The sequence below is a fragment of the Paenibacillus agilis genome (assembly GCF_007786455.1).
In the GTDB taxonomy this organism is placed as follows: domain Bacteria; phylum Bacillota; class Bacilli; order Paenibacillales; family Paenibacillaceae; genus Paenibacillus_B; species Paenibacillus_B agilis.
Genome location: NZ_VNJK01000001.1, coordinates 3,235,173 through 3,260,965 on the forward strand (window position 1 = coordinate 3,235,173; position 25,793 = coordinate 3,260,965).

Genomic DNA, 25,793 nt, shown 5'->3' on the forward strand with positions numbered 1-25,793 from the left:
CTAACAGTAAATAAAAAAAGAAAATTTAGGTAGAGAATTGGGTTGTGTAGTGAGAGACATTATTCACTTTATATACTAAGACGCTAGTGATAGAGAAATAAAGTTGGCTTGGAAGAGGCTTGCTATAATTTCTCTCTTTCCTTTCACTAGTGTCTAAACTACTATTGACGAGGTGCTGTATATGACACAAGCGAAATTTGTCTCTACAACTCATAATAATAAGTCTGTTCGATACATCGAAGCTGATTTGGATGCTATTAAAGTTGAATCGATCGAAGGGAAAAGCGTCGAAAAATCAGGGAAGTATGGGGTCAACGGTACTTTCTTCTGGGGCAGTAGTTTATTAGGTGTTGCTGTTAATCGAACGTCAAACGGCCGAAGTGCTCCAGTTATGACTGGTGGCGATAAGACATCTGCAATTATAGTTAATAAGAAAAGCTACGTTACAAAGCGTGGAACTATGTACTGCTTTAATCCACCTGCGGGTCGTATCATCTTTGACGATAAACCAGTGGTGAATTACCTTGATTATCCTGAATCATCTACAAGTAACGTTGTATGGGCTATTGGTGGATATAGTTTGTATCCATGGAAGAAATACAAATCGGAGACCGAATATTATGATGCTATTAATGGACATGGAGACAGTACAAAATTACCAACCGAAAATACCGAAAATGCATACCGTTTTGGCCCTAAAAGTAATAATGCTAGAACTGCTATAGGTTATAAGTTTTCTCATCAAGACGGTAAAAAGATTATTCTTGCGGTGTTCTCTAGTGAATCAGCATATGGTGTACACGAGTTTATGGCTGGGTTAGGCTGTACTAGTGCAGTTATGCTGGACGGTGGAGGCTCTTCTCAAATTCGTTATAAATCTGGTGGAAAAGATGGATTCTGGTGTCCTAAACCAGATCCAACTATGCGGGTTGTCCATAGTATGGTCACAGTTAATCCAACGAAATGGGTTTAGATCACATATATGTTCAGTTAAAAATAAGGCAGCGGGGAATCCCCTCTCTGCCTTATTTCATTTCATCACTTTAGCTAATTTTGAATAGATTTAATCTTCCACTCACTATTTTCTTTCACCATGTAATATCTTTTATTTTCCGCGTAAACACTCGCTTCAGGATCATCTACAGTGATCTGAGATTGATCAACATTAACTTCGAGTTCCGTATCGGATAAATAATTAAAATGAGGTTTATCAAGGGATACAATTACGCTCAAGACATCCTTGTTGGTTTCGTCGTCTTTAGCAGCAGATTCTTTTGCATAAAGACTTAAAACACCTTTGAGGTCATTTTGTAGTGAGTATTGCATTAGCATATTTAAAGTTTTTACAACATCCAAGTCATTTCCCGTATAGTTTGAAGTATCTAGAAACCGAGGGCTAGTAGCTGCTTTATCGAGAATGTATTGGTATTTATACACAGTCTGCTCTGTATTTTGTTTGTCCTTATTTTCTGTGCAGCCGGTTACAATGATCAAGCACATTAGAAAGACAAATATCCTTGCCATCCAATTACCTCCTTCTCATCTTTTCTAACTATAGAGACGGTACCATAAGTAAGAATGTTTCGATCATCATTTACATTCTTTTACCCTGCAACATAATAATGTGCCTCGTCCTTGACCATGACTAGGAAATTATACCGCAAGCGGAGCTGCGCTCCACCCAGCTCAGACATAGCCTGAAGCGCTTCTGCAACGTGCTTGGCGCGTAAGGAAAATGCCACGAATGAACTAAAATCTATGCCCTACCACGCCTCCAAAAACAAAAAAGAATCACTATGTAAACTGGTACCGTACGCTAAACGCTTTTTTCTAAGTGTCCAGCGTATGGGTACCAGTCTAGAGAACCTCTTCTTTCTTACCCAATATTCATAAGTAACAAAATACAAATTGTATAGATTATAACCGTGTAACCCAGGCTAACTAGGCCAACCTTATCTCTTTTGCAATCTTTACTTATCATCTTTAATGTTTGATACACTGCCAAAAATGAACATATAGGCACGACGAGAAAAACAATAAATGCAAGTATATTCATAAATCATCACTCCTATAGCCTAGGTGTTTTTTCAATGTCCACTAAATGGGATCTTGACCAATTAAGGTTAAAAGGACTTTTGCCGAGTGATAACTTAAACAAACAAATCAACAATCTCGCTGACGACCTCATCTTTCTTATATACAAAGTTATTGATAGTTGAGTAAAATAGCTTTTTTGAACTCATTGGGGCTAACATAGCAGGCTGTTTGAACAGGAGCATGACATAAAGAGAACTACCGTCATCCATTTCAATATTCTTTTCGTAAAGTCCTTTCCATATCTGCTCAGCAAGTTCTGGCATAAATAGATCGGTATATCTCTCCATGTAGGCTTTAATGCCGTAATCAGACCACCACCACAAGGAAAAAGAGTTCCATACTCTTTCAGCTGTATGGAATTCTGAATCCCTTCTAAACAAACTTTTATAACAATCTCTAAAATGAAGCGTTTTAAAAGGGTTATCCATGTAATGCTGCTGTTCAAATTCTTTTACAATTTCATACCAACATGTATGGAAAATCTCATTAAAGCTCTCAGCGTCCAATAATTCTTGGTCATTTGAGATTAAGTATCTACCTGGAAAGACCTCTTTTCCTCCATGATAGCACTCATAAATATTTTCGATAAATAAAAGAAAATTCAAATCCATAGGACAGAGGTTACTTATACGCAACTGTTTATGATTACGGGAAAGTGTCATAGCCCAACAACCTTTTTTATCATTATTGCCTCCTCTTATTTTTAGCTACCTTTAGCCTCATTTACTATGATGATTATGAACATCCAGCAAAGGTTAAAGTAGTTTTTTTAGCTCTCTCACAAATTCACTCACACCATTAATAGTGAAATATTGACCTTTAATCCTAACCAATGATGATTCAGGACGATCTAGGCGAATGATTAACACGACCGGAGACGGAACAATAAAAATTTCTACTGTATCCTTAGCAGGTACTGGAGAAGCACGAAAAACCGTTGTCCTTACCGTTCGAGTAAGCTTCGCATCTTGCAGCAGCCTCTCTATTTCTTTCTTTTTATCAAAGCTAAATACTTACTAGCACGTATCCATCTTTTTTTCAATATGTTATATATAAGTATGCATATAATGACTATGGAAGTTAGCATCAGTAGTAAAATTGCCAAATTCAATATATACATAGAAATCTCCTTTCCATTTTCATTCATCTCTGACAATCATTATTTCTGTTCATTGGCCATTTATGTAATGAATTGCTTTCATACTTTCGTGCAAGTTGATATTCTGTTAATAATTTATCTAGGCTTTGGCTCATATTGATCATTTGGACATCGAGCAATGTTGCTCCTTCTTCATATGCTTTGTGCATTTGTATTCTTAAACACTCAATTTCACTAAGCATAGAAATCAATCCTTCGTATTGGAACGTAGGAGAGGTGAGCGATTCCCCTCAATCACCCACCTATCAAATCAGGTTTGCTCCCCAATGACATCATATATTGGGTTGCCTCTGAGTATATGCTTTTTCTCCAAGGCAACAAAAAACAGCCACTGATTGGCATCTGTTTACGTTTAGTTTAGATGAGGTTTTAATATCAAAATGCCTTTGCTTGATTGAAATCATTCGGATTTTTATTACCTTACGTTGCCTTCTAAAACTAGTTCCATATTTAATTGACAACACATTTTAGACTGTTATATTCTACTGTAGTCAACAAACCATATATCAACTTTTTGATCACCTCATAATTTCTTCATGATGAACTTTCCATATTTCTAATCGAAAAAGGACGTGAATGTAAGATGCCTGTAATTACGACACCTACATTTGGGGATCTCATTCGACAACATAGAACTACTAAAGAGTTAACTCTGAATAAATTGTCCGATTTGACCGGAATAAACAAAGGAACAATATCAAAAATTGAAAATGGTGAAGTTAAAAAACCTGAATTTCGGACATTAAAAATAATTGCTGAAGCCCTACAAATACCCTATGAAACATACTTAATTCTTTACATAGAAGCAGAAAAAAGTCCCGATGTTATAAGCAATATCCTTAATGATGCTATCAAAGAAAAGCGATCTATTCATATCATTACTCAGATCGCTAGTAAGTTCCTCGAAACTGAGCGCCTAGACAGCTATGACGCCACTACTCAATTATTCAATTCCACCCAGTCCCAAGTGAATTCCGAATTACAGCTCGCCCTATATAAAACGATCATTAATTACTCCCGAGGTCATGGAGTAATGCCCTATTTGGCTCGCTCCTTGTTTCAAGAATACCTTATTGAGAGAAACAATTTTAGTAAGTTAAAAGATACGTACCCTTCTGGGAAATATATACTCAAATATAAGGACCTACTACCTCCCGGAGAATATGTAACGCTTCTCTATTGTCTTATGGTCCATTCCTACGTTATACGTGAGCATGAAGACTGTGTGAGCTATTGTCAGGCGCTTCTAGTGAATAAAGAGGAAGAAGCAGTCAAGGTTAGAACGTATGCAATAGATTACTTGCGTGGTTCTCACTATCATTTAGGTAATTATGAATTAGCTGAGAAATATGCGGAAGAGTACCGCAAGTATGTCCCGTCTATAGGGAGTACAAATGACAGATTAATTACAGCGATGATAAACGCAAAACGGGGCAAGGTTGAGCTTGCTGTTGAACAATTCGAGAAGTGTCTTCAACTTTGTAATGATGGATTTACTGTGCATATCGTAACTGAATATATATCATTATGTCTCGCTCATGATCAGATGAATAAAATACCTAATCTTCTCTTAACCTACGAGAGTAAGATCTTAGAGCAACCCTATACAACTCCTATGGAAAAGAATGAAGTAGCAAGATTTTATAAACTCAAGGGAGATTATTATACCGAAGTGAATGATATTATCCAAGCGATACGGAACTATATCAAAGGAGCATATGCCTATGCGTATAAATAACAAGGATAGCAACCGGAGTTGCTTGCAATTGGTTTTTCAGCTGGGCTGTTTTAGTTGGGCTTATTCTCATCAATCCAAGTAAGGTTATTAACAGAGAGACAATCCAATTTAAATAACTCATTTAAACGTAAACAGGCGCTGATCAGCGTCTGTTTTTTGTTGCCTTGAAATAAATCCACATAATCACAGGCAACCCAATATATGATAGCAACAGGGAGATAATCTGATTTAATAGGTGGGTGATTGAGAGGGTTCGCTCACCTAGAACGATTGATTTTATGCTTAATAAAATTGAATATTTAAGAATGCAATTGCACAAAACTTTTGAAGCAGGCTTACCACTGGCCTATGTTCGAATGATCCGTATTAGCCAAAATCTCGATAGACTACTAACAGAGTACTACATCCATCAAAGTTGTAAAAGTAATTCATTGAACTTTAATTCATTTACTAGCAGAAACGTTATTACGCTAGGAGGTGAAAAATCTCAAAAGTGAAAATAGTACATCCTACATCAATTACAGCAATTACATACCATAGGGACTGTGAAATAGATCATGGGAGGTAATGATCCGATGAAGAAAACTGGTAAAACAAAGACACGCATAAAATTATTTGCAGCTATAGTAGGAATTTTTGTTGCAACTGCGATTTCTCCATTTAAGTTGGCAGCATATGAGTATTATGGATGGTGGAATGACCCATTAAAACTGAAAACGGGAATAACATCAGGTTCTTATACAATATTTGCAACAGATGGCTTGCAATACGGAGGGAAAACCTTTATGTTTGCAACCGCTTGGAAGTCGGCAATGGGGGAATGGAATGATAAAACTGAGGCGGCAATTCCCTATCACGGTGATGTTGGCGGCGTGGAAAGAATAAGAATGGATGGGTATAATCATGGGATGAACGGCGTACATGGTTGGGTAGACATGTATAGCGGTCCAAAATTAGTAGGACATCGGCAACAGGCGCCAACTGAAAGTTGGGATTATGTAGTCGCTAATATAAACGCTTATTATCTGACAAACCACACCTATGCACAATATAGAGGGGTGGCCATACACGAAATAGGTCACGCGCTTGGCTTAGCACATGAACAAGACGGAACACCTTCAATTATGAATGACCTGTTAAATATACCTAATACGTATTTGGTACCACAACAGGACGACATTAACGGGGTCAATAATCTCTATTAAGCATTGGGGAGGAACATATAGATGAAAAAAATAGTAATAATTCTTGTATTGATTGCTATGGTCTCTATATCAATGACTGCCTGTGGGAAAGAAGAACATACGGCAAATTACAAAGAAGGACATAGCGCGAATTACGACAACGCATTATTAGCCACTCATTACAATGCACTTGAAGAACTAGCTTATGATGCTGAGTTAATCATCGAAGCGGAATTGACTGGAAAATCAAAGGAAATTCCGTTTAGAAGCACTAGGTATAAACTGACTGAAGTTAATGTGAATAAAGTGATGAAAGGCAATATAGAGCTAAAATCTAATGTGATTCAACTTCTTGAAATTGCTTCCCTTAGCATGGATCCACACAAGAACAATATATTATTTTTAGATAAATACGAAGGTCCTGTAGCAAATGACGCTTACGTTGTTGTAGGACTTTATCAAGGGAGATTTAAAATCAACGACGATAACCTAGTTGTCTATGACGCTGATAAAAATAATGGAGTTAAGCATTTTCAAGCCTCTGTCGAGGGTCTAGATACAAGAACATTTGAACAACAAATTCAAGAAGCCATAAAGAACGCTAGACCACCTAAGCCGAATCTACCGCAATTAAGTGAGGCAGAACAGAAATTAGCGGAAGAAGAAAGCCATAAAATATATTTAGAAGATAGAAAACGAATTGAAGAAGAGGAAAAACAGAAAGAAAATTCTAATAAATAGGCAAATGAAGATGCTTTAGTAAACAGCGAAAAGGATAAGCAGAAACGTAAAAAGACAGGAATGGATGGGCAACTGCTCAAAATCATCCATCCCTGTCTTGACTCATTCCATATTTTTCACTTTCTCCTGAACAACTATTTATTCAAGAAAATAGAGCAGTTTATTTGACTCCACTTTCAATTATGTCCATAACCCAAATGAATTTACCTCAATTTATAAGCCTTAAATCTAATAAGAAATGAGGTGATTCTGAATGAGAAGGCAATTTAAGTTTCTCATATGTTTAAGTCTCCTTTGCACGATTTTCTATTCCAACATTGGTACAACTTCAGTAAACGCCGCTCAACATCCAAAGACACAATCCATTCATTTGAAAATCAATAAGTATTTCATCTTGTATTCGCAACCATACCCTCCCTTCATCGATAACAAATATAGGTTATTAATTCCTTTACGCTCTATTCAAGGCTTGATGGGTGGAACTGTCACATACGACGAGACTACAAAAAAGGCTGTGGTCAAGTGGTTAGATCGTGAATTTGAGTTAGTTATTGGTTCCACACAAGCAAAAGTTAACGGCGTGCCTATACAGATGGACACGGTTCCTATTTTGAAGGATGGTGCGATGTTTTTGCCTATGCGTCTATTTTTAGAACATACGGACGTTAGTTATAAATGGGATCAGAAAAAGCAGTTGCTGCATATTACTGATGAACGAGCTGAAAAAGGCTTACCCTTTGAATACTTTGCTGGATTTGACCCTTGGGCTGAGCTAGGCAAAGATGCATTTGATTTGCTCTCGTATAAGCTTATTCCAAGAAAATCAGGCTGGGCAATCTCTATTAAGGCAAAAAACATTACTGGGCAGAAGATACCCGCTGGTAAAGCAGACATTCATCCGCTCGTTTCCTATGTTCCTCCTGGTGGTTTTTCTTCCGATGCCTATAGCCGTCCTAGCTATCCGAAACCACCTGCTTTAGATAAGGATGCTGTAATTGAAATCACACGCAATATCGGTGACATCAAGCGTGCTGAGTATATCATTTCTGTTGGGAGACAAATCCCATAAGTAATAAAGAATTGAAAATAATTTTATTGTGCATTTATTAAAGTTGAATTAGAAATCAAGATAGTATTGAACAAAAAAGACAAGAATTGATAGACTTGTATGAGTTCAAAGTCATCGATTCTTGTCTTTTCCTATGTCTATCTGTTAGCGAAGTTACTGCCTTCTCGAGTTTCTTTCAGATCAGCTTTTCATCTTGTTTTCTTAGATAATCAAAGATAGCTGCAATAAATGTGGAAATAGTAATTTGAGCACCTTTTCCTCGTTGATTCATATGAATTCCTATATTTTCAAAAATCTCTTGTTTAATTTTTTTATTCGACATTAATTCATTAATTTCAGTGATTCTATCTTGAAGTTCATAAGTGTTTATTTCTTTCATTACCTCTTCTTGGAAGTTTATAAACCAATTTTGCTTATCTGTCCAAATTAAAAATGCTTCAACAGATTTAGTATTAGGTGCTTTATCATGACAATCACTACACATCAAAAACAAATTAGAAGGTTCATCGCTACCTCCAAATTGTTTAGCAATAATATGGCACCTTTGCAGGGGAACTCTGTTCCAATTCTTAATTATTTCTTCTCTAGTTGCACCAGGCTTTTTGATATCATACTTATCCTCCCAATACTTTCCGCAAGCCCAACAACACGGCTCTCCCGAATCATTACCCTTCCTTCTATACCAATCTATCCAGTATTCAAATATTTTTGATTTTGAAGGTAGTGTCATTTAGATTACCTCTCTTTCATGATACACAGTAGTTTTGCTTAACGCTCTTATATCTACGAAACTGAATTCAGCGACTGGGGACAATAGGCTTAGACCTCACAAAGTTATGCGCAGATCCTGATTCATTGGCAATATTTTCATAAAATCTAGAGACGTAACCCGTAGCGTAGACACAGTGTTATTGGAAGTCAGTGTCTTATTTTTGAGTAAATCAAAAAAATATTTATTTGAATTTTGCCGCTTGTTTTAGTAGTTCAACGTGCTTCATATGCACTTGTTTTAAAGAATTTATTCTCATCTCCATAATGTAAGATGCATCCACTGACAATACCTCAAATTTGTCCTTTAAGTAATTGTACAATGCCTGTTTTTCTTGTTCTATAGGTATCACAGGAGCTATTGGCAACGCGAGTGGAGTATCTCGCTGCGCAATATCTTCTGGAGTGGCACACCCAAATTCAAAGAAATTATAGAATGCCTTATCCTTCCTCTTCTGTTAGTTGATAGCCACCTTCTGAGTCTAAAGTTATTCTATCAAATTCCATCAAAATCAATTTCGATGGCTTTCTTTCATATGTCTCATAATATAGTAGAAGCTGGAGAACTTCTTGTTCAGCTAATTCTTTAATAGGCTTGTATTTATGATTTATAGGATTTGGCACTTTATAAACTTTAAATTTATTATTTATGTACAACCATTTTGTTCCACTCATTTAAACCCTCCTCATTGACTTAGATTTGTTAATTTTCACACTGATTTTCTATATCGTTTATGTATTCACGAACCGGAAAGGCTTAAAGAAGCTTAGCGACTGAGTCTGGCTGACTTAGCCTCGCAGGGTTGTGAGCTGAATATCCTTCACTGCCAGTCCCATCTTGCAAACCCAGTACGCAACCTGTAACGAAGATACGGTGTTAGGTGATTTTAATGTCTCCCTTGAACAACATATACTTTTATTTTATTTGAAAATTCATGAAGTTCATTGAAATATTAGGGTCATGAGATAGTACTTCGCAACATTTATTGAACGGATAAATAAGCCATTCATATTTTTCGTATACTTTTGTGTTTTGATATTTTTCTAGATTTTCAATTATAATGTTTCTATTTTTCTCCATAATTTGTACAGCCTCTTCAAAATTAAATGTTTCTGTTCTATAAGCATCTGTTATATCAAGCAGATAATAGTTACAATAATAAGTTCCATTAATATCTTTATCTATAAAAGGGTTATAAATTTTTTTGTCATTGAGTACTTCTATTAATGAATTGCCTAGGATTAATCGAATATACTTGGCGTTATTTTCTTGTTCTCTATATGCTTCAATAATACCAGGACCAAAAGCTATGTTATCTTTATGATAAAATTCTCCAACGCACATTGCTCCTCGAGTAAAAAGTTGCGTTGCTTTAAATAGACTAATATTTATTAAATGACACGCCGTGACTAATGATGTTATCGAACTACTGGTAATTTCTTCTGTTGTCAGTATAAAACTATCTGAAAAGAAAGCAATTTTTATGCCGTTAATTTCAGAGGAGTTGTATAAATAACATATCTTTTCAACAAACTCGAACACTTCTTCAACTTCGCTAGCACTTTTTGTTTTCTCTATATAGTTACTGAATCCTAAAATATCTAAAAATGCAATTAAACCGGTTGTATACGATTTACTCACTGGTATCGCCTCACTTTATTTTTTACATTAATTTCACTTAATGTTCTTGTATTCACGACGTCCGACACAGTTGAATGTGTCCACAACAACTAGCTCTCCGAATCCACTTCTCTGAGTCTTAGGGCGAGTGCCCTATGCGCGAATGCTGTGTTATAAGAAGTGGGGGACTCCATTGAAATACAATCAATATTTAAATCTCCTCATAGGTTTGAATGCCTCTAATCATATGGTTTATATATCTATTTCTATTCAATCCCTTCATCTCATTTACTTTATTTTGACAATCTGTAAGTACATCAGACATGTATCCAGTCAGATCAGATATCACAGATGGATTAACCCCATTTAATATCATTCGAATAATCGCAAATTTAGCAAGGCCTGTTGGAGTAAAAGAATTTTTATTTCCTTCCTCTATAGGATGTTTAGCAAAGTATTCTTTTTTTATTTCTTTTAGATAACTATTAGGGTAATTATGTTTTATTGATTTATCTTCTCTATTTACAAAAAAGTTATCACAAGATAATTTCTTCGTTGAAAGCTCATCAAGATAAGCCTCTATTTCTTTGTGCAATTTAAACGGAATTTCTAGTACCAAGCTTCTTCTTGGATTTTCTGAATAAATCACTTCCAATTGGCGTTCATCCATTAAGTAGCTCCCCTTCTTTAATTTGATGATCCGCTCAGGGCTTAACCCATATAATAAAATAAGCTTAATAATAATTTGAACCTGCTTTGTTTTAAAAGATCCTTCTAGATCATTATTAATAAAGCTTAAAATAAACCTATATTGTTCATCATTAATCGAAGGGAATGTTTGCCTTTCTTCAAGTTCAACCTTCCTCTCAATTAAAATCTTCTCAATTTCCTTACTTAGACTAGTAAATGGCCTTATTGAGACTAAATTCTGATTAGGATACAAATTAAATAACGTTTCATCAAAAAACCTATTTACAGCTATTAAATAATCATCAATAGCAGACTTACTTCTAACGTGATCATTCACCATAATGTAATAAATAGTTGAATTTATTAAATCATTTCTTGTAAGTTCATATTTAAATAAGTTTTCGATGCTTGAGTCAGGCTTCATTGCAAGAATGTACCTAAAGAAATAATCTCTAATTTTAGGTGTATATTGGTTACTCTCGAAGGGGGTAAGTCCACTACCAAAAACACTAAGTAATTGCAAAAGTTTTTCTTTCATATTTTTCTCCTTCTGATTTTTTTATTTTATTAATATTTCCTTACCTTCTCCATTTCTTATAACGTTCTTGTATTCATGACGTCCGAAGCATGTCGGATGTGTCCACAGCAACTACTCCTTCGAATCCAATTCTAGGACCGAGGGCGAATGCCTGATACGTGAATACATTGTTATGTGAATATCCACCTCTTTCGATATACTTACAAAGTATTTATCTACTTTTTTTCCGTTTTTCATATTCTTGAAATGCTTGATCATACTTACTTTCTTTAATGTCTGTTATATATAAACTAAGGCATTCTCTTACTGAGAGATTCTCATCATTGAATCCAACTTCCTTTCTCATTTCTAATATAAGTTCACCAAAACTAACGAGGATTTCGGTTGCAGATTTCTGGGCTCGTGCCACTTCATTTAGCTTATTAATCTTCTTAATTACTTCAGCTGAACCATATAGTGTCATACCAAGTTGCGAATTTAACCAATGGGTCTTATCAATAGGTATTTCCCCTTCCAGAATACTTTGAGCACCTACGAAAATATCTCTGAAAATTCTAATTAATTCTTCATATTTTTCTTTTCTTTGTTCATGAATTTTAAAGTCAATTTCTTTTTTCTTGTTTTTATTTATCTGATAGACAGTAACAAAAGCACCAATAATGACTGACAAACCCGTCATTAAACTTGGAATTAATGTTTTTATCAAATCAAATTTTTGTTCCGCAGTAAGATTCATTAGATATGAAATCATAAATTTTCTCCTTTCTCATATTCATTAAGAATACTTCACATAACGTTTGTGTATTCACGACACTCGGCGAAGTCGAGTGTGTCCGGCTGCCAACTCCTCCCTGTCAAATTCTTCTGTCAGCCCGATGCGTGAAAGCGGCGTTAGATGAAGTCATTAACAATACCTCTACGTTTTGCATGGTGGAGGTATAAAAATCCTTTGTCTGATAATTTTTCTTGAGTACTTTTACTCAAAGCTATGTAATTAACACTAAGATCTACTATTCCCGTAACTGCTATTCCGGATAATGTTATTGCAGGGTGCAAATCTGTAAGCTTCTGGCCAACAATTCCAGCATAAGTAGTAACCATGGTAGGTGACTTTAAATTAATAACAGATCTTAATGATGTTAGAAAAGTGTTTATACCTGCTCCCTTTAACATCTTCGTTGTCTCTCTACATCCTCGTTCAACTGATTCTTTAAATGTTATTATTTGCTCTTTCATGTCATATTCCGTTTCCGCATTACTTATTTGTTTTTCAAATTCATTTATTACATTGCGAAAAGCTAGCAATTCATCTCTGTACTTTCTTTTAAAACTCACAATTTTTTTATACGGTACATCAGTATTTGGGGTAGGCAATATATTTAAAGAAAGATTTACAACAGGTACTTTATTTACTACTGGTTGTTTTGTTGCATACTTAATTGGGTATATTCTGTTTATTTCACTTATCTGATCAGTACCGATTACAGTATGGTTTACGTCACTTAAAGCTGTATATTTTGCAAGGTTAGCCATATAGATAGTTGCCAATATGTTGTCAAAGTTAACCCAATTATCCCCACTCCTAGTTACTAGCCCATTACTATCAAGAAATTCCATAATCCTGCTACTTAGCTTCCCTCTGTGAACACCATAACTATTAAATATCTTTTCGTTATGAATTCGATTTTCAAAAATTCTATTGTTACGTTGTTGATTGGTACCCGAACCTTTTAGATAAACTTTTACTTTTCTTAGGCATTCTTTTTCAAATTCCTCAAAATACATGCTATTCAACATGTGGTCAGGATAAATGGGGCGAAACTCACCTTCGTGCTTCAAGTAATTGATTGCAGTACTATTGGAATACAGTTCATTCTCTACCTCTCTCGGGACGATTGAGCTTACCTCGTCCCAATAAAGTAAAGCTTTTTTTAACCAATATCCATCAGGAATTTCGATATTTGGGTAATACATTATTGTTCTTCTCATTCTTTATTGCACTCCTTTGTTAATGATTTCATCTAACTTTTTATTCGTGAATTTCACAAATGATCTCGTATGTTGAGTATTTACGAAATTATTGAGTCATTGAGCAAATTAATATAAAGAGAGATTCTCCCTTACTTCGCTTTCAAGATCCTGTTATTTTGGATAGCTCCTTCAAAAGATTAAGCATATTACTCCTCTGTTTTGCTCTAAAAAATAATAAACACTCCTTCGTTTTAAAGTGTTCTTCACATGCTCCGTTTTTCCCCCTTACTGTACGATCGCACACTCTCAATACTACCACATTAAGGAAGGTGATTAATGCGATATACTTCAAACTCAACATGAAATTAATTAATTTAATTACGTTTTATTTAATTCTGATTTCCCAATCAATATTGGAGTTTTAGCCAAAACATCAATAGAAGATCATTAAAATATGTTAAGTTTTCTATTTTTTTGTATGAAGAATAGAACATTCTGTATACGACTTTCTTTCTAATAAGCGATATTTAATGGATAAAGAAAGTTCTATACAAAGTCAAAAACCCGAAAGATAAAGAATATTTCAGAATTTTGATGATACTGCTTATAGTACCTCCCCTCCATTAGCTTTCTTCATATCGCATTTAGTCCCCATAACAATAAAACCTAATCTCTCAGTACGTTCCGTACTTACTAAGAAATTAGGCTTCATTATCCTTATAGCTATGCATTTTCCCACACACGGCAACCACTTGATCTATTCCGACACATAAACCGTATCTGTCAACGATCCAACCAAAGGAGCCAGCCCCTGAATCAATGCACGATATCGTTCACTATTTTTCATCGTCTCCAATGTTTCATGTTCCTTCCATACACTGACTACACCAAACGAATCGTTGTCTGCATGAGGCTCCAAGAAATAGACTTGCACCGAACCCGCCTCTTTATTAATAGGCACCAACGTTTCCCGCCCTAACTTCCGTACCCGCTCCTCTTTTCCTTCTTTACTTTTAAAAGTAACCACTCTAACAAACATCTGTTTCTCCTCCTCATATATAAATTATCGAACCATCTTTTCCTTTAACCAAGCATCCACCTTGCTAATGGAATCATACGATGCCGTGTCTTGCACAGCTTCATGCAAAGAAGCGATTGTAGTACGCTGCAAGATCGTCCGCCAAGCATGTTCCGCCTCATTCATCACATCAGATAATAAACAAGTTCTGTTTTCCTTCAACTGAAACACCGCTTGAAAGACTCCATTGGAACGATACAGAGCTTCTACGCCCTCTACAGCGACAAATACATCGTAGATGTGAATGTTCGCGGGATCTGCGATTAATCGAAATCCGCCTTTTACACCTGGCACGGAGGAAACAAGCCCTGCTTGGACAAGCTTTCTCATTAACTTTTGCAAATAAGTTGGAGAAACTTGCAGCTGCTGACTTAATGATTCACCTGACAACACAGCGTTCTTAGGCAAACGATTAAGCAGCAGCAAAGCATATACGGCTTGTTCCACGCCAGTCGTCATTTTCATACGGCATCATTCATTTGTATGGATGGCCTCTCATGTTCTTGTGTCAGCTTTTTAGGGGTAACATCATTTCCTTGAGCATCTAGAAATGTGATAGCATGGAAAGACTTATCTACATGACCTCGAATAATGCCCAAGTACTGCTGCCGCAATAGCTGCCGTTCTTCTAGCTCTGCTGGAGTCAAACCACCTGCTTTGTTTTTTCGAGCTAATACGTTGATCCGATCTAATATTTTAATCATGTTCATCCTCTTCCTTTCCTTATATAGAGTTATTTATATAAATCTTTATAGAAGTCGTTTATAAAAGTTCCTTAGCAAGCAATTCATACGACTTTAGTCTTGCTTCATGACTATGGCTGATCGTACCAAGCACAGCTTCGTTAATACCGAATTGCTCATCATGGTGGCGCAGCGTATTCGCAACTTCTTTCGCACTTCCTACTAGGAAGCGACTGCGGTTATGCTGGATGCGCATTTTGTCCATTTCCGTGTAAGAATAATTGAGTGCTTCTTCTGGGGACAATACTTTAAACGGCATTCCTTTTTCCATAAACAACAAGTTCAAATCAAGGCTTGCTGCATGATATTCGGCTTCTTCGGTTGTTTCAGCTGCCATGACAAAGTAACCAACATTGACTTGAGGGTTAGGCATGATTTCCGAAGGAACGAAGTTGGAACGATATGCATCCAGCATCGGAGCAGATAATTGGCCGCTAATAAATTGTGCAAATGAATATCCGATACCGAACTGCCCAGCTTGTGCCGCACTGCTGCCGCTAGAGCCCAGCAGCCATACTTCAGGCAAGGTTCCACCAAATGGAGCAGCCAACGTGTTGTGATAAGGATGATCCTCAGGCATCGTTTCGGTAATGAACATGATCGTTTCTTTCAACTTTTCATACTGATTATCCATTCTTGGTTTCTTGCCTTCATGCAGCGCAAGCGTACTATGCCAATCACCACCTGGCGCACGGCCTACACCAAAGTCAATTCGGTTCGGATACAAAGTCGACAATGTTTTAAATAGTTCAGCCATCTTCAGCGGAGAGTAATGCATCAGCATAATTCCACCCGAGCCAACCCGAATTTGTTTGGTGACGGACGCAATATGAGCAATCAATATTTCCGGTGATGCGCTAGCTAAATTTTCAGAACCATGGTGCTCCGAATACCAGATTCGGTTATAGCCTAATTTATCTACAAGCTGAGCTAGCTCAACCGAGTTTTGCAGCGTTTGTTGAGACGTTTGTCCGTTTGAAGTTGGTGTTTGATCCAACACACTTAGTTTCACAATATGACCTTCTTTCGTTGTTAATGTGGATACATAATATCCGTAATTAGATGAAATAAAAATGCGTACCTAATGTGCTGCCAATCATAATGAGATGATGGTAGTGCACCTATGACTCCAACATCCTCTAGGGGAACCCCCTACCTCTAAACCATTTCGTAAGCCCAGATGATTGGGCGGTTCCCATCTAAGAAGAATGCTTTATAATAAAATGAAGATTAGATGTTTCCGTTCCAAGTTGTTACTTCATCCACACCCAATCGTACGGTTGGGAAGCCTGGTTGTGCTGCTTTACCAAGCGTAATCATAAGAACGTTGACCAAGTTGTCTGGAACGTTGAATTCTTTGCGGAATTCTTCTGTGTTGTAGCCAAGCATTGGCACGGTGTCATAGCCTCTTGCTTTTGCTGCCAGCATCAATTGCATCGCGAGAAGACCACCGTCAAGCATTTGCCATTCTTTTTTCGTTTGTTCACTTACGGAACCGTAGTAGCCTTGCACACTGTTGTTAATCGTTTCTTTAATTTGTTCGGTCATGTAGCCAGCGTCTACCGCTCTTTGGTTGATTTTATCTGCGTTCTCAACGGTATAAGCGTCCATATCGCCCAATACGAGAATAACTGCGGATGCATCTGCTACTTGCTTTTGCCCCAATGCCATTGGAAGCAGCTTTTGTTTCAATTCAGGGTCTGTGAAGACCATAAAGCGCCAAGGATTTAGGTTCGTGCCGCTCGGAGCAAGCATTGCTTCGCCAAGAAGTTCTTTAATTTCTTCGTCAGAAATTTTATAAGAAGGGTCGTAGACACGAACCGAACGACGGTCGCGAATCACATCATAAAAGTTTGCATTGCGGTTAGCTGTATTCATATTTGTACAACCTCCAAAATATTTTTTGTATAATAATAAAATGAGTTATGAGCGCGATGTTAACGACGGTATAAGGTGATTTTTTATTTACTACTTACTTAACATCAGCTGCTAACAAAACCTATTATGATACATAGCGAAACGATTGAAAAGTACGCACTTTTTCGTGATATAGACACGACTTCGTAACATAGGCACGAAAAAGTACCTATAGAAAAACGAAAGGAGTTACGTATGCAGAAGCAATACAACAATAGAATCGAAGTGGTTCTAGAAGTTATCGGGGGAAAGTGGAAAGCTCATATTTTGTATCATTTAACGAGGGGCCCTATACGGACTGGGGAATTAAAACGCTTGGTAACAGGCATTACTCAAAAAATGCTGACCGAACAATTAAAAGAGCTTGAACAAGACGGTCTGATCGTGCGAAAAGTATATAATCAAGTGCCTCCAAAAGTGGAATACACGCTTACTGAATATGGGGAGTCATTGAAAGAGGTATTGAAGGTGCTGTGTGATTGGGGCGGAGATTATATCAAGTTCAGGTATCCAAACGGTGAAGTTACCGTAAGAAATGGTAATGAAGAGCTTTAATTTGGGGGAGTTAGTGTGGGATTACTACATCATATCGAGATTTATGTATCAGACCTTAAACGTTCGGCTGAGTTCTGGGGCTGGTTTCTGTCAGAGCTTGGTTATACGCCCTATCAGCAATGGGAAGAAGGTCGTAGTTGGAAATTAGGAGACACTTACCTTGTGTTTGTTCAAGCAAAAGAAAAACATTTGGACGTGCCATACAATCGTTGCCGGGTAGGACTGAACCATTTGGCATTCCATGCGAATTCGCGAGAACAAGTGGATGAGTTGACCGTAAAAGTTCGTTCCAAGGGAATGGACGTACTTTACAAAGATAAGCATCCTTTCGCGGGCGGAGAACATTATTATGCTCTGTTTTTCGAAGACCCCGACCGAATAAAGGTCGAGTTAGTAGCGCCTTAAAGTCTCTCTACACTAACGTACTTCACATCTATTTAATAGCGACATTTTCACGAAAACAGGCTTCATTTTATAAACGAAAGTGAACAGCTCTCTTACATACGATAGGGGTATCTCAAAAGTCACTTTCCACGACTTTGAAGATACCCCTTTTCACCACATATTTTGTTAACTCGCTTCCTTAGCAGTCTGATATAGACTTGATACAAGCACCTATCAGTAAATATAAAAGATGAGACCTTTGCCCTCGGCTGCAGCTTGGCTGTAAAAACGCTGGATTTCGTTAAAATGCTGAAGGATGTAGGCAAAGAACTCGTCCTCATCCTCGTCTGAAACAAAGCCGGGCTCAAGAGGATATACCTCCTCCTTAAGCATGGTCGGAAAATCATACCGCAAGCGAAGCTGCGCTTCACCCAGCTCAGACATAGCTCGAACCGCTTCTGCAACTTGCTCAGCGCGTAAGGAAAACGCCCCGAATGAGCCAAAATCAATGCCTTTGTCTGACGTCAGCGGAACAACATAACCAAGAGGTGGCTTTCCATCGGAAATATCTCCACACAGCAAGTAGTGAATCGCCTCCCAGGATCTATCAATGCCCAGTCCGGGATAATCGTCTATTTTCAAACTCTTCAATGCAAGGTCGCCTGCTGCGACTTGCTGCACCAGGTTGTCATCCATAGTAAAGTAGTATCCACGCATCCCCATGTTATCAGCCTTCTCTCCATTTTTAATAGTGACTATACTGCCCTATCAAAATGTAACATTTAGGAATTGTGTGTTTCAAGGAACATTGTGCCCATGCTGCCTTCAAAATCTCATTGGATGGTGCCAAATCACGCTAACCAATGGATCAAACTCTCCATTTTCATCGTTAAACTTAACGATCTGAGACTGCAAATCGGTGAGCATACCTACTCGAAGAGCATCTGAGTAAGATGCAGATGGGGTTTTAAAGAGCGTGATGAACTCGTATGTAATACTGTTTGATAGCTCAAACCCTTTGGGTGAAATTTCGATCTCGCAATTTGTATTCGAAAGCGATATTGGATAGGAATATCGTTACCATTATTCCTGATATTAGCTGCAAAGTGAATAGCAGCATTTGGTGAAAGAAATAAAGCATTAGATTAGTTGTAGACTGGAACAACGGTGCCAGCACTGGCAGTTGCACTCCTAGTGCATCCGGATGAAACCCCGCTTTGCGGGAGGCGTATCGGTAACGATGATCGACTCTTGCAGTCTAATACTTTATTTCCTCTTAATTAGACTATTATAAATAGTGGATACTATGTTCAATTTATGAGCATATATCCACTATATTTATATATGATAGATTCATTATTTAGATATCGATGTTACTGTTTACAATGTATTTAATGTAAAGATTAAATACAAATATGATTCTACTTGTGGAGGGCGTAGCCCATAGCGGGAGGCTTAGAGAGGTTAAAAACAGAGCGTAATCAATTAATTTATGCTCAGATTTACGAAAAATTTTAGTTGCACTTCATTGAGCTAACTGGCAGGATAGTTGAAGATTATTCGCGCTGAACCTTACTATAACTAGCGGCGAAAAGTTGAGTTGAAGGTTGAAGCTTCGATGCTAAATCTATGAAGAAGCGCGTAAAGCCCCAACTCATGTGAAATAGGTCATATAGGCCGAGACGAGACCTTGGTCAGGAATAGTTCTCCATCATTTGAGATAAATAATTTCGAAAGTCATCAACGTAGGTTTTGGGCTCTACAATTTTTAGATGAGTGCCGAAGCTTGCTAAAAGTTGAAATCCCATATAATTTTGAGGGACATATATGGTTGCTAATAAAAGTCCAGGACCATGGTCTTCAATACTTTTTCGACCATACCTTTCGATGATTTGATCTTTTATGCTGGGCGATATCCGTGCCTTAATCGTGACGAATTGCGGTACATAACTTGCTTCGTGTCTTTGCTCGGACCAATCGTCTCTAGGATGAAACGCGCGTTCATCCATAGTAATAGGATCGATCCGAGATAACTTGAATGTTCGATATCCCTGTCGATGTAAACAGAATCCGTTCAAGTACCAACTCGATTCGCTAAAATGCAGCTCATAGGGCTCGACCATTCTGTTCGTTACAGCCCCATCTTTATCTGTATAATCAAATGAAACTAGCCTTTTCTTTAAAATGGATTCTTGACATGTCTTTAAGGTTTCAAGAATCTCGGACCGACCTTCCCAATTATAAAACGACAGTTGAATGGTACGATTCAGAGACAATGGACTAACCATTGCCTCTATTTTTTTTATCGTTCTTTCAACTTCTTCGGTAAGGAGAATTTGTTCCAATCCACCCAGCGCAGTTAATATATTCTGTAAATCGGAGCTGCTTAATAAGCGTTTATCCACCTTGTATTCATCCATTATGCCGAAGCCGCCTTTGACCCCAATGACAGAGTAGATGGGGATGTTACATAAGCCCAATGTTTCCATATCGCGAAGGATCGTTCTTTTGGAGACATTGAATAGTTGTGAGAATTCCGTTGCCGCAACAACCTCTTTTTTCAGCAATATCATGATAATTGAAATGAGTCTCTCCACTTTGTCCATAATTGCCCTCTTTTTTACATGATTTCAGAACGGTGACAATAAGATGTCACCGTTTATCGATTATACTACATGTATCACAAGAAGGAGGTATTAATTCAATGTTTAATTCAACCAATTTTCCTAAACCCACCCTTATTTCAGTCAACGGTGTGGAACTTGAAGTGTTTGAAGCAGGCCGAGAAAACGCAGGAAAACCTATTGTACTCTGCCACGGCTGGCCAGAGCATGCCTTTTCTTGGCGCCATCAGATGGACGCACTTGCTGCAGCGGGCTACCATGTCATCGTCCCCAACCAGCGGGGTTACGGCAACTCATCCCGTCCGACCGAAGTAACAGACTATGACATTGAACACTTGTCGGGTGATCTCGTCGCCCTTCTCGATCACTACGGATACGAAGACGCTACCTTTGTCGGTCATGACTGGGGTGCATTCGTCGTTTGGGGACTGACCTTGTTGCATCCAAACCGCGTCAATAAAGTGATAAATCTGAGCTTGCCTTACCAAGAGCGCGGAGAAAAACCCTGGATCGAGTTCATGGAAGAAATACTTGGCGGCAATTTCTATTTCGTCCACTTCAATCGACAGCCAGGCGTCGCGGACGCCGTATTCGAAGACAATACGTACAGGTTCCTTCGTAACCTGTACCGGAAGAACGAGCCTCTCAGAGCACCTGAGCCAGGTATGGCGTTGATCAATCTCGCCAACGCGGAAACACCGCTCGGTGAGCCCGTAATGAGCGAAAGCGAGCTGGCCGTTTACGTCTCCGCTTTTGAAACATCAGGGTTCTCAGGCAGCATAAATTGGTACAGGAACCTTGACCGCAACTGGCACTTATTGGCGGAGGTGAACCCAATCATCCAGCAGCCGACCCTCATGATCTACGGCGATCGGGATATGGTTGCGAAGTCTGAAAACCTGACAAAGTTCGTGCCCAATGTGGAAGTGGTCAATCTGGATTGCGGTCATTGGATCCAGGAAGAAAAGCCGGAGGAATCAAATAAAGCGATTTTGAGATGGCTGGAACAGCAGAATTCCATCTAGTCCCAAGAGCGTCATTTAGGAAGACCAATCATTAAAGCATTCAACAATTTCTTAGCCTATACGCTAGAGCATCATGGGACTCCTGAAGGGACGGATGGACGCATTGTTATAGCGGTCGCTGGCAATGACCTATCCCATAAAAAATCATCATGGGTGTAGCAAACGAACTAGGCTTCGATGCCGTAGATAGCGGTTCTTTAAGCGATTCGTAGAGACAACAACCAGGAACTCCGGCGTACTGCACCGAACTTACAAAAGAGGAACTAGAAATAGCCTTAACTAAAGCGAATAAAGAAAAAGCACCATTTCTACGTGACAAGGTGATGGAAAAGCTGGTAGCTTCAGATGGTGATTTTCCATTCAAAATGTTGTTAAGCAAATAGGGAAGTATTCGATTCATAAGTTAGAAACCTAATCAAGGTAATTGACGTTGAACTAACGAGGAACGACAGTTAAAAATAAAGGGTTCCACATATTAGTTATGCATAATATGTAGAACCCTTTATTTTATTTGATTTCCTTAAGTTTAGGTCTTGATAATTTTCAATATAATATTTAGGTCACGATTTAATGACTGGTCTTACTATTAAATAAAAAATGTACCCTATTATACAGCCTGATAAATTTAAAATTACATCATCTACGTCTGCTACACCAATACAAGCTATGAATTGAATGATTTCGATAATTAGTATAAACACCAAGCACTTTAACATTGTTTTTATAAATGACGTGTTATTTTTTTTGAGCAAAGGCAATAAAAAACCCATAGGAAGAAATCCAATAATGTTAAGAATAGCTACTTTAACGGTCACTATATTGACACCAAAGCGATTGTAAGAGTCGAGAACCGATGATATTGATTCGAATGGTTTCAAACTTATATTCCAGTTCCCCTCATTTCGCTGCTCTATTATACTTTCCATTCTCGCTAGTACATCACTAAGATCACCTTTAAGGACTACCATAATAATTAAAGCAACAAGATAGATGATAAAAATGTTCTTAATATTTATGTATCTTATCAAGTTCGAAACCTCCTCATACTCTACTTTTTTTGTAATAAATTGTATTTGATTGATAGATATGATAGCGGATCTACCTCTAACAAACTTTCTGTTAGTATATATTCCAAAGGTGTGTTATGGGGTAGTAATCACGTAGAGACTAAAACATTTGAAGATGCTCGTTATGTAAGTTCCGTTACTTTTAATAATCTAGATAGCTCAAAAGAATATTATATTATGTTCCAGGTTCCTACTAATCAAAATAAGTTTTCATTCAATGGGACTATTAGCTAAATAAAAAGCCCCGCTCAGTTTAAGGGGACGGGACTGATCCCTGTCTCACAAACGAGGGATCCGTCCCATTTTAAATACTCATCGAATCTGGAGGTGTTGTATACATGAAAAAAAACATTTTCAAGTCGAATGTCGTACCCATTTTTATAAGCTCCTTCACACCTCTTGTGCATCAGTACGTCTACAGCACCTTCTTTACACATAGACCTGCTCCAGCAAAAAGGGTATCTAGCCGATGGTATAACGTTGAATCATTGTCTGCAATAAACGCCGCTAGTTGAAGTAAGTACGAAAATTATCTTTTGGCATGGTATAAGCTACTCACAAGCGCCTCCGCATAGCGCCCGATCCTTTTGCTGGCTTCAGCACGCATATAGTCCCTCGTAATCACAAAACTATCCTCATACTGACGACAAACATAACGATAGCGCACCATCTGCTCGTCTTTCTCCTCTTCCACCACACGAATATCTCTTTCCATCAAGGACCGCTTCACTTTACGCAAATCCTCATACATATTTCTAGCCAAGAGCTTCGCTACCTTTGTGTAAAGTGCTCTTAGCGTCTCCGAAGATCGCTCCATTTCAAGCGCTCTTCTCATAATAATCGAGTGCATAATAGGCAGCAGCACAAAATCCTTCATCATATTCAGTTCTTCAGTCGTTGGCTGACTCGGTTGTGTGGCAGCTTTTTGACCGAGCCTATGTTGGACGGACTCCTTATGCTGCGGCAGCATCATTCTACTGGACTCCCACAGCCCGTTCTTTTCAAGCTTTTTACTCATTTATAATGTCCTCCAATCTTCAACGCTCGCTCCCCTGCTTGCCCCGCGGTCGTCAGCGAGGAAGCCCTTACAATTGCTGCACTTCCATAGCGATTTTTAATATGATCCGTCACCTTATCCAGCGCCCTCGCCTTTACTTGATCCTCAAACAAGGTCAGCTGATATTCTTGATCGTCCTTTAACTGGCTCAGCGTTATCCCGATACGGCGTACAGGCAGACGGTTCCAAAATTTATAAAAGAGCGTCTTCACCGCTTCAAATACCGTATTCGTATGATTCGTAGGGTCTGGCATTTTCATCTGCCGTGAAAATCCCGTCGGTGCTTCATATGGACTGCACATGCAGCTCACTGAAACGACCGCGCCCATATACCCTTTGCGACGGCAGTCTCGGCACACTTCTTCGGTAAGCTCCAGCAAAATCGTTTCCACTTCCCATGGCTCGATATAGTCTCTGGGCAAAGTCATCATATGGCCGACTGACTTGGGCGGCGTATCGAAAGTTCTCGGTGTAACCGGGCTATCATCGATACCGTTGGCCGTTCGCCACATGACCTCTGCCTGGATGTCGGACTGCTTGCCGAAGCGGGCACGAAATTTCTCTTTCAAGCGCGGCAGCGGTGTTCTCGCAATATCTCCAATCGTGTGCATACCAAGAAGAGTAAAATGAGCCGTCATGCGTGAGCCGACACCAAACATCTTATTTACAGGCTGGGGCCACAGTAGCGTCTCGACTTCGGTTGGTGGCAGCGTGAAAATGCCCTCTTTATTTTTTTTCGCCCATATATCTGTTGCTATTTTAGCTAATATTTTATTCGAGCTGATCCCGACTCTAACTCTGACGCCAGTTTGGCTCAGCACCTTTTGCTGAATCTGTTTCGCAATCGTGATCGGGTCACCAAACAAATGCAGACTCGCCGAAACATCTAGAAACTGCTCATCGATACTAAATACCTCAACAAGATCAGTAAACTCCTCATAAATTTTCGTAATCATTAAGGAAACATCAATATAATGCTGCATGCGAGGACGCATCACGACGAGCTCAGGACACTTGTTCAGCGCTTCTCCAAGGCGATCGGCTGTACCAATGCCAAAGCTTTTCGCAATCGGACATGCCGCTAAAATAATACCCGAGCGACGTTCCACCGATCCCGCTACAGCAACAGGCTTATTTTCGTATCCGGGATGCTCCGCCTTTTCTACGCTGGCATAGAAGCTTTGACAGTCCGCTAGAAAAATAACCTTTTCACGTCCGCCATCTTTGCTCATCTTACCCGCCCCTGTACATTCATCAGCATGGTCATTAACTCTGCTTTGACTAAGCCGCGCAGCATTGTGAAGCGATGGATATAACCACGCACTTTGTATTCAATATCGATGCCTAATGCATTCATTTCCGTATTCAAAATTTTAATATTTCGCGCTCTCATCTTTGCCTTAAGCTTGCGCAGCTCAGGATAAATCGAATGTTCAACTTCTTTGAGGTAACCAAGAACGTGATGGTACACGATTTTGTTTTTGTACATCATCAGTCCTTCCATATCTCTTGCCAGCATATCCAGTAAAATGGGAAACAAGGTATACTCCTTAATCATTTGAATATCCTCTTCGGTTTCAATCATTGGATTCGTAGCAGCACTCATCATCTCATCTCCAACATGCGAACGTATATTCTATATATTCGCATTATACACCGAACGTGTGTTCTTTATGCTAGTGAATTTCTGGTAATGCCTTATTTGACTAACCATGGCATATGAATAAAAGAAAACCAGTAAAATTTTTCTTGTAAAGGAAGATACAC

The 25,793-nt window shown here is 38.4% G+C and carries 30 protein-coding genes and 1 pseudogene; 11 read left to right on the forward strand and 20 right to left on the reverse strand.

The features are described 5' to 3' along the window. Positions 1–181 precede the first annotated feature (181 nt). Both FPZ44_RS14260 and FPZ44_RS27150 read left to right on the forward strand, forming a co-directional pair. The gene (locus FPZ44_RS14260) at positions 182–973 is read left to right on the forward strand and encodes a phosphodiester glycosidase family protein (protein WP_144991228.1); all 792 of its coding nucleotides are present in this window, start codon (positions 182–184) and stop codon (positions 971–973) included. Then, positions 891–1,061 carry a hypothetical protein gene (locus FPZ44_RS27150; RefSeq protein ID WP_418789153.1) on the forward strand — a complete coding sequence of 57 codons (171 nt, stop codon included), beginning with the start codon at positions 891–893 and terminating at the stop codon, positions 1,059–1,061. The genes FPZ44_RS14260 and FPZ44_RS27150 overlap by 83 nt, the downstream gene beginning before the upstream one ends. On the opposite strand, the gene FPZ44_RS14265 is transcribed toward FPZ44_RS27150, so the two are convergent. The 3 genes from FPZ44_RS14265 to FPZ44_RS27155 form a co-directional block, all read right to left on the reverse strand. Then, complete coding sequence (locus tag FPZ44_RS14265; RefSeq protein WP_144991229.1) at positions 1,048–1,524, reverse strand: hypothetical protein; 477 nt, start codon at positions 1,522–1,524, stop codon at positions 1,048–1,050. The two genes, FPZ44_RS27150 and FPZ44_RS14265, sit on opposite strands and share 14 nt — an antisense overlap. Before the next feature lie 626 nt (positions 1,525–2,150). Then, positions 2,151–2,759, reverse strand: coding sequence for a hypothetical protein (locus FPZ44_RS14275; protein WP_144991230.1), 609 nt, complete (start codon positions 2,757–2,759; stop codon positions 2,151–2,153). A 481-nt stretch (positions 2,760–3,240) separates the two neighbouring features. Next, a complete protein-coding gene (locus FPZ44_RS27155; protein WP_144991231.1) occupies positions 3,241–3,438 on the reverse strand; it encodes an aspartyl-phosphate phosphatase Spo0E family protein in 198 nt (65 codons plus the stop codon). 401 nt (positions 3,439–3,839) lie between these two features. Here FPZ44_RS27155 and FPZ44_RS14285 point away from each other — a divergent pair, with 401 nt between their 5' ends. The 5 genes from FPZ44_RS14285 (at position 3,840) to FPZ44_RS14305 (ending at position 7,988) form a co-directional block, all read left to right on the forward strand. Further along, positions 3,840–4,994, forward strand: a complete 1,155-nt coding sequence (locus FPZ44_RS14285) for a helix-turn-helix domain-containing protein (RefSeq protein ID WP_144991232.1) — start codon at positions 3,840–3,842, stop codon at positions 4,992–4,994. Positions 4,995–5,272: 278 nt separating this feature from the next. Then, positions 5,273–5,491, forward strand: a complete 219-nt coding sequence (locus tag FPZ44_RS27160) for an aspartyl-phosphate phosphatase Spo0E family protein (protein ID WP_418789178.1) — start codon at positions 5,273–5,275, stop codon at positions 5,489–5,491. Between the two features lie 78 nt (positions 5,492–5,569). Then, positions 5,570–6,199 carry a matrixin family metalloprotease gene (locus tag FPZ44_RS14295; RefSeq protein ID WP_261378331.1) on the forward strand — a complete coding sequence of 210 codons (630 nt, stop codon included), beginning with the start codon at positions 5,570–5,572 and terminating at the stop codon, positions 6,197–6,199. A 21-nt stretch (positions 6,200–6,220) separates the two neighbouring features. Beyond that, positions 6,221–6,919 (forward strand): hypothetical protein, encoded by a 699-nt coding sequence (locus FPZ44_RS14300; RefSeq protein WP_144991234.1) that lies wholly within the window; start codon positions 6,221–6,223, stop codon positions 6,917–6,919. 253 nt (positions 6,920–7,172) lie between these two features. Next, complete coding sequence (locus FPZ44_RS14305) at positions 7,173–7,988, forward strand: copper amine oxidase N-terminal domain-containing protein (RefSeq protein ID WP_144991235.1); 816 nt, start codon at positions 7,173–7,175, stop codon at positions 7,986–7,988. Between the two features lie 175 nt (positions 7,989–8,163). Here FPZ44_RS14305 and FPZ44_RS14310 read toward each other — a convergent pair whose 3' ends face one another. The 11 genes from FPZ44_RS14310 to FPZ44_RS14360 all read right to left on the reverse strand — a co-directional run bounded on the left by FPZ44_RS14310 (position 8,164) and on the right by FPZ44_RS14360 (position 17,275). Beyond that, positions 8,164–8,718, reverse strand: coding sequence for an HNH endonuclease (locus FPZ44_RS14310; RefSeq protein ID WP_144991236.1), 555 nt, complete (start codon positions 8,716–8,718; stop codon positions 8,164–8,166). 479 nt (positions 8,719–9,197) lie between these two features. After that, on the reverse strand, positions 9,198–9,431 hold the full coding sequence (locus tag FPZ44_RS14315) for a hypothetical protein (RefSeq protein ID WP_144991237.1): 234 nt from the start codon (positions 9,429–9,431) through the stop codon (positions 9,198–9,200). Positions 9,432–9,672: 241 nt separating this feature from the next. After that, positions 9,673–10,398, reverse strand: a complete 726-nt coding sequence (locus FPZ44_RS14320) for a hypothetical protein (protein WP_144991238.1) — start codon at positions 10,396–10,398, stop codon at positions 9,673–9,675. Positions 10,399–10,588: 190 nt separating this feature from the next. Beyond that, positions 10,589–11,605, reverse strand: coding sequence for a site-specific integrase (locus FPZ44_RS14325; RefSeq protein WP_144991239.1), 1,017 nt, complete (start codon positions 11,603–11,605; stop codon positions 10,589–10,591). 211 nt (positions 11,606–11,816) lie between these two features. Beyond that, the gene (locus FPZ44_RS14330; RefSeq protein WP_144991240.1) at positions 11,817–12,356 is read right to left on the reverse strand and encodes a hypothetical protein; all 540 of its coding nucleotides are present in this window, start codon (positions 12,354–12,356) and stop codon (positions 11,817–11,819) included. Between the two features lie 140 nt (positions 12,357–12,496). Beyond that, the gene (locus FPZ44_RS14335; protein ID WP_144991241.1) at positions 12,497–13,594 is read right to left on the reverse strand and encodes a DUF6236 family protein; all 1,098 of its coding nucleotides are present in this window, start codon (positions 13,592–13,594) and stop codon (positions 12,497–12,499) included. 739 nt (positions 13,595–14,333) lie between these two features. Beyond that, entirely contained in the window at positions 14,334–14,615 is a 282-nt protein-coding gene (locus FPZ44_RS14340; protein WP_144991242.1) for a putative quinol monooxygenase, read from the reverse strand. 24 nt (positions 14,616–14,639) lie between these two features. Next, positions 14,640–15,119, reverse strand: a complete 480-nt coding sequence (locus FPZ44_RS14345) for an Rrf2 family transcriptional regulator (RefSeq protein ID WP_144991243.1) — start codon at positions 15,117–15,119, stop codon at positions 14,640–14,642. Then, a complete protein-coding gene (locus tag FPZ44_RS14350) occupies positions 15,116–15,358 on the reverse strand; it encodes a DUF896 domain-containing protein (RefSeq protein WP_186786054.1) in 243 nt (80 codons plus the stop codon). The genes FPZ44_RS14345 and FPZ44_RS14350 overlap by 4 nt, the downstream gene beginning before the upstream one ends. A gap of 58 nt (positions 15,359–15,416) precedes the next feature. After that, a complete protein-coding gene (locus tag FPZ44_RS14355) occupies positions 15,417–16,409 on the reverse strand; it encodes an LLM class flavin-dependent oxidoreductase (protein WP_144991245.1) in 993 nt (330 codons plus the stop codon). Between the two features lie 218 nt (positions 16,410–16,627). Continuing rightward, entirely contained in the window at positions 16,628–17,275 is a 648-nt protein-coding gene (locus FPZ44_RS14360; protein ID WP_144991246.1) for a nitroreductase family protein, read from the reverse strand. Positions 17,276–17,509: 234 nt separating this feature from the next. Here FPZ44_RS14360 and FPZ44_RS14365 point away from each other — a divergent pair, with 234 nt between their 5' ends. Both FPZ44_RS14365 and FPZ44_RS14370 read left to right on the forward strand, forming a co-directional pair. Then, positions 17,510–17,869: a winged helix-turn-helix transcriptional regulator gene (locus FPZ44_RS14365; protein WP_144991247.1), complete on the forward strand. Its 360-nt coding sequence runs from the start codon at positions 17,510–17,512 to the stop codon at positions 17,867–17,869. Positions 17,870–17,884: 15 nt separating this feature from the next. Continuing rightward, entirely contained in the window at positions 17,885–18,274 is a 390-nt protein-coding gene (locus FPZ44_RS14370) for a VOC family protein (protein WP_144991248.1), read from the forward strand. Between the two features lie 213 nt (positions 18,275–18,487). On the opposite strand, the gene FPZ44_RS14375 is transcribed toward FPZ44_RS14370, so the two are convergent. Beyond that, positions 18,488–18,976: a YfbM family protein gene (locus tag FPZ44_RS14375; protein WP_144991249.1), complete on the reverse strand. Its 489-nt coding sequence runs from the start codon at positions 18,974–18,976 to the stop codon at positions 18,488–18,490. Positions 18,977–19,947: 971 nt separating this feature from the next. Further along, positions 19,948–20,859: a helix-turn-helix transcriptional regulator gene (locus tag FPZ44_RS14380; RefSeq protein WP_144991250.1), complete on the reverse strand. Its 912-nt coding sequence runs from the start codon at positions 20,857–20,859 to the stop codon at positions 19,948–19,950. A gap of 98 nt (positions 20,860–20,957) precedes the next feature. On the opposite strand from FPZ44_RS14380, the gene FPZ44_RS14385 reads away from it, so the two are divergent. Both FPZ44_RS14385 and FPZ44_RS26895 read left to right on the forward strand, forming a co-directional pair. Next, entirely contained in the window at positions 20,958–21,902 is a 945-nt protein-coding gene (locus FPZ44_RS14385; protein WP_144991251.1) for an alpha/beta fold hydrolase, read from the forward strand. Positions 21,903–21,914: 12 nt separating this feature from the next. Further along, positions 21,915–22,304, forward strand: a pseudogene (locus FPZ44_RS26895) (NAD(P)-binding domain-containing protein); the annotation flags it as partial. A 158-nt stretch (positions 22,305–22,462) separates the two neighbouring features. Here the strand turns inward: FPZ44_RS26895 and FPZ44_RS14395 are convergent. From FPZ44_RS14395 to FPZ44_RS14410, 4 genes are all read right to left on the reverse strand, one after another. Then, on the reverse strand, positions 22,463–22,930 hold the full coding sequence (locus FPZ44_RS14395) for a VanZ family protein (RefSeq protein WP_144991252.1): 468 nt from the start codon (positions 22,928–22,930) through the stop codon (positions 22,463–22,465). Positions 22,931–23,498: 568 nt separating this feature from the next. Then, positions 23,499–23,987, reverse strand: a complete 489-nt coding sequence (locus tag FPZ44_RS14400; protein WP_144991253.1) for a YhjD family protein — start codon at positions 23,985–23,987, stop codon at positions 23,499–23,501. Next, positions 23,984–25,258: a DNA polymerase IV gene (locus FPZ44_RS14405; protein ID WP_144991254.1), complete on the reverse strand. Its 1,275-nt coding sequence runs from the start codon at positions 25,256–25,258 to the stop codon at positions 23,984–23,986. Before FPZ44_RS14405 ends, FPZ44_RS14400 begins: the two co-directional genes overlap by 4 nt. Next, on the reverse strand, positions 25,255–25,635 hold the full coding sequence (locus tag FPZ44_RS14410) for a YhjD family protein (RefSeq protein ID WP_144991255.1): 381 nt from the start codon (positions 25,633–25,635) through the stop codon (positions 25,255–25,257). The genes FPZ44_RS14405 and FPZ44_RS14410 overlap by 4 nt, the downstream gene beginning before the upstream one ends. Positions 25,636–25,793 lie beyond the last annotated feature (158 nt).

Excerpts from the sequence above, each read along its gene's own strand:
- FPZ44_RS14335 (WP_144991241.1), bottom strand. The coding sequence starts at position 13,594 with ATGAGAAGAACAATAATGTATTACCCAAATATCGAAATTCCTGATGGA.
- FPZ44_RS14375 (WP_144991249.1), bottom strand. The coding sequence starts at position 18,976 with ATGGGGATGCGTGGATACTACTTTACTATGGATGACAACCTGGTGCAG.
- FPZ44_RS14405 (WP_144991254.1), bottom strand. The coding sequence starts at position 25,258 with ATGAGCAAAGATGGCGGACGTGAAAAGGTTATTTTTCTAGCGGACTGT.
- FPZ44_RS14275 (WP_144991230.1), bottom strand. The coding sequence starts at position 2,759 with ATGACACTTTCCCGTAATCATAAACAGTTGCGTATAAGTAACCTCTGT.
- FPZ44_RS27150 (WP_418789153.1), top strand. The coding sequence starts at position 891 with ATGGATTCTGGTGTCCTAAACCAGATCCAACTATGCGGGTTGTCCATA.
- FPZ44_RS14300 (WP_144991234.1), top strand. The coding sequence starts at position 6,221 with ATGAAAAAAATAGTAATAATTCTTGTATTGATTGCTATGGTCTCTATA.
- FPZ44_RS14325 (WP_144991239.1), bottom strand. The coding sequence starts at position 11,605 with ATGAAAGAAAAACTTTTGCAATTACTTAGTGTTTTTGGTAGTGGACTT.
- FPZ44_RS14345 (WP_144991243.1), bottom strand. The coding sequence starts at position 15,119 with ATGAAAATGACGACTGGCGTGGAACAAGCCGTATATGCTTTGCTGCTG.
- FPZ44_RS14350 (WP_186786054.1), bottom strand. The coding sequence starts at position 15,358 with ATGATTAAAATATTAGATCGGATCAACGTATTAGCTCGAAAAAACAAA.
- FPZ44_RS14260 (WP_144991228.1), top strand. The coding sequence starts at position 182 with ATGACACAAGCGAAATTTGTCTCTACAACTCATAATAATAAGTCTGTT.
- FPZ44_RS27160 (WP_418789178.1), top strand. The coding sequence starts at position 5,273 with ATGCTTAATAAAATTGAATATTTAAGAATGCAATTGCACAAAACTTTT.
- FPZ44_RS14330 (WP_144991240.1), bottom strand. The coding sequence starts at position 12,356 with ATGATTTCATATCTAATGAATCTTACTGCGGAACAAAAATTTGATTTG.
- FPZ44_RS14340 (WP_144991242.1), bottom strand. The coding sequence starts at position 14,615 with ATGTTTGTTAGAGTGGTTACTTTTAAAAGTAAAGAAGGAAAAGAGGAG.
- FPZ44_RS14285 (WP_144991232.1), top strand. The coding sequence starts at position 3,840 with ATGCCTGTAATTACGACACCTACATTTGGGGATCTCATTCGACAACAT.
- FPZ44_RS14315 (WP_144991237.1), bottom strand. The coding sequence starts at position 9,431 with ATGAGTGGAACAAAATGGTTGTACATAAATAATAAATTTAAAGTTTAT.
- FPZ44_RS14400 (WP_144991253.1), bottom strand. The coding sequence starts at position 23,987 with ATGAGTAAAAAGCTTGAAAAGAACGGGCTGTGGGAGTCCAGTAGAATG.
- FPZ44_RS14365 (WP_144991247.1), top strand. The coding sequence starts at position 17,510 with ATGCAGAAGCAATACAACAATAGAATCGAAGTGGTTCTAGAAGTTATC.
- FPZ44_RS14410 (WP_144991255.1), bottom strand. The coding sequence starts at position 25,635 with ATGATGAGTGCTGCTACGAATCCAATGATTGAAACCGAAGAGGATATT.
- FPZ44_RS27155 (WP_144991231.1), bottom strand. The coding sequence starts at position 3,438 with ATGCTTAGTGAAATTGAGTGTTTAAGAATACAAATGCACAAAGCATAT.
- FPZ44_RS14380 (WP_144991250.1), bottom strand. The coding sequence starts at position 20,859 with ATGGACAAAGTGGAGAGACTCATTTCAATTATCATGATATTGCTGAAA.
- FPZ44_RS14360 (WP_144991246.1), bottom strand. The coding sequence starts at position 17,275 with ATGAATACAGCTAACCGCAATGCAAACTTTTATGATGTGATTCGCGAC.
- FPZ44_RS14305 (WP_144991235.1), top strand. The coding sequence starts at position 7,173 with ATGAGAAGGCAATTTAAGTTTCTCATATGTTTAAGTCTCCTTTGCACG.
- FPZ44_RS14295 (WP_261378331.1), top strand. The coding sequence starts at position 5,570 with ATGAAGAAAACTGGTAAAACAAAGACACGCATAAAATTATTTGCAGCT.
- FPZ44_RS14385 (WP_144991251.1), top strand. The coding sequence starts at position 20,958 with ATGTTTAATTCAACCAATTTTCCTAAACCCACCCTTATTTCAGTCAAC.
- FPZ44_RS14265 (WP_144991229.1), bottom strand. The coding sequence starts at position 1,524 with ATGGCAAGGATATTTGTCTTTCTAATGTGCTTGATCATTGTAACCGGC.
- FPZ44_RS14310 (WP_144991236.1), bottom strand. The coding sequence starts at position 8,718 with ATGACACTACCTTCAAAATCAAAAATATTTGAATACTGGATAGATTGG.